Source organism: Bacillus sp. LR_5, assembly GCF_042709275.1.
This window is the reverse complement of record NZ_JAVAXX010000308.1, coordinates 1-6,925: the sequence shown is the minus strand read 5'-3', so window position 1 is coordinate 6,925 and position 6,925 is coordinate 1. Positions and strand designations below refer to the sequence as shown.

Genomic DNA, 6,925 nt, shown 5'->3' with positions numbered 1-6,925 from the left:
GTCACCCGCGAGGACTATTTACACTATTTTTCACCGAATTTTGGGAGCGTTTCTCTTACTATGGAATGAGAGCAATCTTACTTTACTATTTGTATACAGAGACGGTAAACGGAGGGCTCGGCTTTGACAAGGGCACTGCGGTTGCCATTATGTCGATTTACGGATCACTCGTATACATGTCCACCATTATTGGCGGATGGCTCGCTGACCGGGTATTCGGTACCGCAAACACCGTGTTTTACGGCGGCATATTCATTATGTTCGGCCACATTGCACTCGCCTATCCGGGCAGTTCGATAGCATTCTATATCAGCATGGTGCTTATCATTGTCGGAACAGGCTTATTAAAACCAAACGTTTCAAGCGTAGTTGGGGATCTTTACACGAAAGAAGACCCGCGCCGCGACTCAGGTTTCAGTATTTTCTACATGGGGATTAACCTCGGTGGTTTACTCGCGCCGTTAATTGTCGGAACACTCGGACAGAAGTACAACTATCATCTCGGATTCGGAGCTGCCGCGGTCGGAATGCTTCTCGGACTTATCGTATTTGCTTTGACAAGAAAGAAAAACCTCGGGCTTGCAGGTTCCAATGTGCCGAATCCGCTGTCTAAAAAATCTGCGATTGGCACCGGAATCGGTGTTATCATTGTGGCGATCGCAGTGATTATCTCTGTACAAACAGGCGTGCTGACGATCAAACGTTTCATCGACCTTGTAAGTATTCTCGGTATTTTGATTCCTGTGATTTATTTCATCATCATGTTTACAAGCAAAAAAGCGGACAAAACAGAAAAATCCCGTCTTGCCGCTTACGTTCCTTTGTTTATCGGTGCTGTCATGTTCTGGGCCATTCAGGAACAGGGAGCGACCATTCTTGCGGTATACGCTGATGAACGCATAAGACTTTCATTGGGCGGATTCGAACTTCAGTCATCTTGGTTCCAATCATTAAATCCATTGTTTGTCGTCATTTTTGCGCCAATATTCGCATGGCTCTGGATGAAGCTTGGCAAACGCCAGCCGTCTACACCAGTTAAATTCTCAATCGGAATTATTTTAGCCGGATTGTCATTTATCATTATGGTATTCCCTGCTATGCAAGGAAAAGAAGCACTCGTAAGCCCGCTTTGGCTCGTTCTCAGCTTCCTGCTTGTCGTGCTTGGAGAGCTGTGCCTGTCTCCAGTCGGTTTATCCGTGACAACGAAACTGGCACCAGCTGCCTTCTCTGCACAGACAATGAGTATGTGGTTTCTGACGAACGCAGCAGCACAAGCGATCAATGCCCAAGTAGCCGGATTGTTTGATAAAATTCCTGAAACAATGTACTTCGGCACCATCGGTTTGATTTCTATCGTTCTTGGCGGCATTCTCCTGCTGCTCTCGCCGGTGATCAAACGCGCGATGAAAGGGGTCTTATAATCAGAAACAGCCCGCGGATGTTGATCTGCGGGCTGTTTTTTTATTGATCCAGCCATTTGCTGAAGCTTTGATCAAAGGCTTCCGGTTCTTCCAGCATCGGCTGATGGCCGCTCTTTTCAAAAATAACCTTATCCACATGGGGATATAAACCGTCAACAGCATCCCATAGCGAAACGGGCGCAACCAAATAATCATATCTCCCTAATCCGATATACACCGGCATACGAACATCAGCTAACCGCTGAAGAAGATCAATCCGGGCAAATGTATTGCCCCATAATTCATCAATGATCGGCATATTCGTGAATACGCCATCCCATAAGGCAGCTGCATGCGGCCGCTCTTGATAAAAGCTTTTCGCTTCAGCGCGAATACACATGTGCACAAAGCGCCTTTCAGGATCTTTGTCGATGTCCTGCGGCAAATTCGCGATGTCTTTTTCAAATCGTTTCTTTCTCTCAAGGCTGGCTGTTTCCATGAAAAATGATTCGCTTTTTCGCTGTCTTTCTTCACTGTTATCAGGCGCAGTATTGAAGAGCGCCACCTTCCGAACTTGTTTGGGATATGTCCTGGCATACTCTAAAGCCATAAAAGCGTGCCCGGAATGTCCCAGGATAGTAACATCCTCAAGCTGAAGAAATGTTCTCATCCTTTCGATATCAGCCAAGACGGCATCAAGCCTCGAATCCTCCGCACGAAGCTCCCGCTTAGGCTTAGCAAATCCCCTATGGTCGATAAAGACCCATTGATATTTCTGTTTGATATCTGAGGAAAAAAGGCGCGGATAGTAAACCGCACTCCCGATCACAAGGATGGGTGCGCCCTCGCCCTCAATTCGATAAGCTAAATCAAAGCCGTCCGAGTGACAGATCCCCGCACGTTCCATTTCTCACGCCCCCTTTGTTTTCATTATATAAAAAAAGCCTGACGCATGGCGTCAGGCTATCGATATTACCGCTTTAAATCTTCCAGGGTCTTTTCCCATCTGCTCAGCACCTCTTCAGCGCTGTGAAGCTGTATACGGACACCTGAAGTCAAATCAGCGTATTTCGCAACGTCCTCCTTCACTGAAACGATGCGGCAGGAAAAACGGTCTCTATCATATTCAGCATCTTTCAAAGGCGGTAAAGGCGCGCATTCAAGCTTTACATAATAGGCCGCTCCCTTCCACCACGCCGTGAACTGTGCTTTTCCTGTGCGAAGGATGTTGGCCGAAGTCATTGTGTTTTTCCACAGAGCGATTCGGATATCAGTTCGGCTCAGCGCGATGATTTCACCTGCACTGATCATAGCGGCATGCGGCCAGCCATCCTCTGATACTGTTTGCAGAACGAAGGCCTCATGCTGCTTCTCATTCAGGCAGCTCCCGTCAAGCAGCTCAAAGAGACGGTCTGACATACAGTTCACGCGGATCAAGCCTTTCGTTCCGGCACCGCCGGAACTTCAATTGCTGTTTCTGTTTCCTTTGGATCAATTTTAAAAGCTGGATTGTATTTTTCGGGATTTGTAATGCTTTCCGGTTCACAGGATCTCCATGTAAAAAAGCATGTTTGGCACTGATAAACTTCCCATGCGCCTTCTACAGGCGATTTGCTCATGACTTCTCCCTTTTTTGAGTCGCATCGAGGACATGTATGCATTTCGAACATCCTTTCCTTATTTATTCATTAAGTCCATTAGTTTTTGTTCCCATTCTTTCGTTGTTAGCGGAGAATCAAGCGGCTGTGAATAATGCCCTCTTGTTTCCGGCGCAACCGGTGTAGTGGCGTCAAGAATCATTTTGTGAGTGATTCCTGATGGATTGGATCCCGGATCAAGCGGCAGGACAGATAAGTCCGGAATGATGACCGCATCGTGTTTCGGATGCATTTTGGTCGAAAGCGCCCACATGACCTGCGGAAGGTTGAATGGATCGACATCCTCATCAACGACAATGACCATTTTGCAGTAGCCGAGTCCGTGCGGCGTTGTGAGTGCGCGCATGCCGACCGCTTTCGCAAATCCGCCATAGCGGGTTTTTGTGGAAACAATCGCGATTAAACCGTGTGTGTACATGGCGTTCACTGCCACAATTTCGTTCGGGTACGCTTCTTTTAACTGCTGATAAAGCGGCACGCATGTGTTAATGCCGATCATGTAATCGCATTCTGTCCAAGGCATGCCTAAGTATAAATGTTCAAAGATCGGATTGTTTCTGTGATAGACGCGTTTAATTTTGATAATCGGCATGCTGCGTCCGCCGGAATAATGGCCTGTGAATTCACCGAACGGCCCTTCATATTCGCGCTCTCCAGCAATAATCTCACCTTCAAGCACCACTTCAGCGCCCCACGGAACATCAAGATCAGACAGCTTTGATTTGACAATGCGATATGGTTCGCCTTGAATCGCACCTGCCATTTCGTATTCTGATTGATCATAGAGAAGCGGAGTCGATGCCGCCGTTGTAATGACCGGCTCACAGCCGAGCGCTATAGTCACCGGAAGATTGATGCCGCGTTCTTCAGCTTGGCGCAGATGGATTGCAATATCGTGCTGCGGGACAGGCTGAATGCCGAGGCGGTCTTTTCCTTTGACCTGCATTCTGTAAATGCCGACGTTTTGTTTGCCGAAGTTGTCAGGGTCTTCAAGATCGCGGGAAATGACACATGCTTTGTCTAAATAGTAACCGCCGTCTCCTTGGTTAATTCTGAAAAGAGGCAGTATATCGAACAAATTGATGTCTTCTGTGATTTCATTTTCATGAAACGGCGCTGTTTCCTCACGTTTCACTGGCATCGGAAACTGGTCATAACGCTTCGCAAATTCAAAAAACTGTTCTTTAACCGGTGTGTCTTTCGGCATGCCCAGCATCATTGCATGGTTTGGCCAAGAGCCGATGACATTCATCGCAATTCGCGCGTTATGATAGCCATAAATGTTGTTAAATAAGAGCGCGGGGCTTTTATCGCCAAGATTGCTGGCTGCCCGTGCGGCGGCCCCTAAATCCGGTTCCGGCTTTACCTCTTCATTCACTGTAAGCAGCTGTCCTTCTTTTTCAAGGGCTGCGAGAAATTCTCTGAAATCTTGATAGGCCATGATCAAGCTCCTCCTTTTTGTTTTTCAATCCCATTCCAGCGCTTCGCTTCAGGAAGCCGAATGCCGAATTGGTCCAACGTTCTGAATACAATATGGTCAACCATTTCCTCTAAGCTGCTCGGCTGATTATAAAATGCCGGCATCGGAGGAAGAATGATGGTGCCCATTTTCGTAAGCGCTAGCATATTTTCGAGATGAATTTGGTTCAAAGGCGTCTCTCTCGTTAAGAGGACGAGTTTTTTTCTCTCCTTGAGCATGACATCCGCCGCACGTGTCAGCAGATTATCCGCCATGCCGGTGCGAATGCTCGCGAGAGATTTCATGCTGCACGGCGCAACAATCATTCCATCGGTATCAAACGACCCGCTTGAAATGGCTGCCGCCTGATCCTTATGTGAGTAGGTGTATGTGGCCAGTTGTTCTACTTCTTGTAAGGTATAGCCTGTTTCGTGTTTGATCGTGACGTTTGCCCAAGGAGACACAACGAGATGGGTTTCCACTCCGGCGGCCTTCAGCCACTGTAGCAGCCTGACCCCGAAAATGGCCCCTGTTGCCCCTGTCATTCCGACAACGAGTTTCACTTTGCCCCCTCCTTTACGCTTGAATTCTGCTTTCATTTCAATCATACTCCTGATATATCCATATGAAAAATATCTATTAAATCTATATTTAATACCTAAAAGGTATGATAAGGAGGCGCTTTCTTTTGGATATTCGCCAGCTTCGATACTTCATTACCATTGCCCAAGAACAGAAAATCACGTCCGCGGCCAAAAAGCTTCACATGGCGCAGCCGCCTTTAAGCAGGCAGCTCAAACAGCTGGAGGACGAACTTGGTGTTGTCCTGTTTGACCGGAACAAGAAAAAACAAATGACTCTTACATATGAAGGAGCTGTTTTTCTAAAAAGAGCAAAAGAGATTCTGCATAGGTTTGAAGATGCAGTCATTGAGGTACAGGAGCTGAAGGAGGAAGTAGCCGGCACACTTGCCGTGGGATCAACGATTTATTGCGCGGCTCTGATGCTTGAAAAAGTGACACAGATCAAAGAGAGATACCCCCATCTCACCTTTAATATTTGGGAAAATGAGCCCGCGACACTGTTGGAGCTGCTGGAAAGCCGGCAAATCGATGCGGCGGTCACGACAACACTGATCAAAAGTGACACAGTACAATTCAAGCAGCTTGATGACATTCCATGTGTGCTCGTGCTTTCAGATGAAGCCGGATATCCGTGCGGAGACACCATTAAGATGGTGGACATTCCTTCATTTCCGCTGATCCTGCTGCGGCCTGTCAACGGAAAAGGCGTCTATAATCAGGTCATGAATGAATTTCATCGTTTGAACCTGGAGCCGCGCATTGTTTGTGAATGCCACGACTCTGCAACTTTGCTCAGCCTCGTGTCATCCGGATTCGGCGCGTCTATTTTGCCTGTCACAATGATTCCCGTTCATATGAGAAATCACGTTCACACCGTCCATATCGAAAATAATCCCTTCATTATGACACCGGCTGTCATGTGGAGAACGGACAGTTATTTGCCTAAACCGGCACAGCAATTTTTGGATTTATTTTAAAAGATTTCGCCTTATGAAAACCAATTACTTGACTCATACTAAAAAAAAGTTATCCTTTAGATTTGTAAGCTATTTTTTTATTTCAATAAAATCAACCAGAAAAGTGGGGAATAAGATGAAAAAAGCATTATTGGCTTTATTCATGGTCGTAAGTATTGCAGCTCTTGCAGCTTGCGGAGCAGGAAATGACAATCAGTCAAAAGATAATGCCAAAGATGGCGATCTTTGGGCTTCAATTAAGAAAAAAGGTGTGCTCACAGTCGGAACGGAAGGAACATATGAGCCGTTCACTTACCACGACAAAGACACTGATAAACTGACTGGCTATGATGTCGAAGTTATCACAGAAGTCGCAAAACGCCTCGGGCTTAAAGTCGACTTTAAGGAAACACAGTGGGACAGCATGTTTGCCGGCCTGAATTCCAAACGGTTTGACGTTGTTGCCAACCAAGTCGGAAAAACAGATCGTGAAAATCAATATGATTTCTCAGATAAATACACAACATCAAGAGCCGTTGTCGTAACGAAAAAAGACAACAACGATATTAAGTCTGAAGCAGATGTAAAAGGAAAAACGTCAGCTCAATCACTGACAAGCAACTACAACAAATTAGCTACAAATGCCGGCGCGAAAGTAGAAGGCGTTGAAGGCATGGCGCAGGCCCTTCAAATGATCCAGCAAGGCCGCGTCGATATGACATACAACGATAAGCTTGCCGTATTGAACTACTTAAAAACATCTGGCAATAAAAACGTGAAAATCGCGTTTGAAACAGGTGATCCTCAGTCAACATATTTCACGTTCCGTAAAGGAAGCGGCGAGGTTGTTGATCAAGTCAACAAAGCA

Annotated in this window: 8 protein-coding genes; 3 read left to right on the top strand and 5 right to left on the bottom strand. The window is 46.4% G+C overall.

Going from position 1 to position 6,925, the window contains the following annotated elements; translation table 11 throughout:
- Positions 1-1,421: peptide MFS transporter (locus tag RAC86_RS32790; RefSeq protein ID WP_377886505.1), on the top strand; the 1,421-nt coding region annotated here is incomplete at its 5' end.
- A 40-nt stretch (positions 1,422-1,461) separates the two neighbouring features.
- On the opposite strand, the gene RAC86_RS32785 is transcribed toward RAC86_RS32790, so the two are convergent.
- From RAC86_RS32785 to RAC86_RS32765, 5 genes are all read right to left on the bottom strand, one after another.
- Entirely contained in the window at positions 1,462-2,307 is an 846-nt protein-coding gene (locus RAC86_RS32785) for an alpha/beta fold hydrolase (RefSeq protein ID WP_377886504.1), read from the bottom strand.
- 65 nt (positions 2,308-2,372) lie between these two features.
- Positions 2,373-2,837 (bottom strand): pyridoxamine 5'-phosphate oxidase family protein, encoded by a 465-nt coding sequence (locus tag RAC86_RS32780; protein ID WP_128737504.1) that lies wholly within the window; start codon positions 2,835-2,837, stop codon positions 2,373-2,375.
- Complete coding sequence (gene bsdD / locus RAC86_RS32775; RefSeq protein WP_010886405.1) at positions 2,834-3,061, bottom strand: phenolic acid decarboxylase subunit BsdD; 228 nt, start codon at positions 3,059-3,061, stop codon at positions 2,834-2,836. Before bsdD ends, RAC86_RS32780 begins: the two co-directional genes overlap by 4 nt.
- Positions 3,062-3,077: 16 nt before the next feature.
- Entirely contained in the window at positions 3,078-4,499 is a 1,422-nt protein-coding gene (bsdC, locus tag RAC86_RS32770; protein ID WP_003234529.1) for a phenolic acid decarboxylase BsdC, read from the bottom strand.
- Between the two features lie 2 nt (positions 4,500-4,501).
- Positions 4,502-5,116, bottom strand: a complete 615-nt coding sequence (locus RAC86_RS32765) for a non-oxidative hydroxyarylic acid decarboxylases subunit B (RefSeq protein WP_014478815.1) — start codon at positions 5,114-5,116, stop codon at positions 4,502-4,504.
- Positions 5,117-5,205: 89 nt separating this feature from the next.
- Here RAC86_RS32765 and bsdA point away from each other — a divergent pair, with 89 nt between their 5' ends.
- Both bsdA and tcyA read left to right on the top strand, forming a co-directional pair.
- Positions 5,206-6,078: a transcriptional regulator BsdA gene (bsdA, locus tag RAC86_RS32760; RefSeq protein WP_003246552.1), complete on the top strand. Its 873-nt coding sequence runs from the start codon at positions 5,206-5,208 to the stop codon at positions 6,076-6,078.
- Positions 6,079-6,193: 115 nt separating this feature from the next.
- Positions 6,194-6,925 (top strand): cystine ABC transporter substrate-binding lipoprotein TcyA (tcyA, locus tag RAC86_RS32755; RefSeq protein ID WP_377886503.1); only part of this gene is annotated, 732 nt, incomplete at its 3' end.